At 58.1% G+C, this 298-nt stretch carries 1 protein-coding gene; it reads left to right on the top strand.

Annotated elements, in window-relative coordinates; translation table 11 throughout:
* Nucleotides 1-197: 197 nt before the first annotated feature.
* The coding region (locus C6558_RS39425) for an adenylosuccinate synthetase (protein ID WP_146161039.1) at nucleotides 198-298 on the top strand (101 nt) is incomplete at its 3' end.

The following is a 298-nucleotide window of genomic DNA, read 5'->3' as shown; positions in this document are numbered from 1 at the left end:
GAAGCCGGCTTCATGACCAAGGACCTGGCGCTCCTGATCGGCCCCGACCAGCCGTGGCTCTCGACCACCGGCTTCCTCGACAAGATCGACGAGAACCTGAAGAAGGCAATGGCTGCCTGATCGGCACGGAAACTGGGTTCGCCAGTTGCCGTCTCCCAAAAGGAACCTCGTTTGCGCGCGTCAACAGGAAGAGAATTATGACGAATGTCGTGGTGGTCGGATCCCAGTGGGGTGATGAAGGCAAAGGCAAGATTGTAGATTGGCTCTCGGAACGCGCGGATATCGTCGTGCGCTTTCA

The sequence above is a fragment of the Ensifer sp. NM-2 genome, assembly GCF_003024455.1.
In the GTDB taxonomy this organism is placed as follows: Bacteria; Pseudomonadota; Alphaproteobacteria; order Rhizobiales; family Rhizobiaceae; genus Ensifer; species Ensifer canadensis.
The sequence above is the reverse complement of the archived record's forward strand: the minus strand, read 5'-3'. Positions and strand labels throughout refer to the sequence as shown.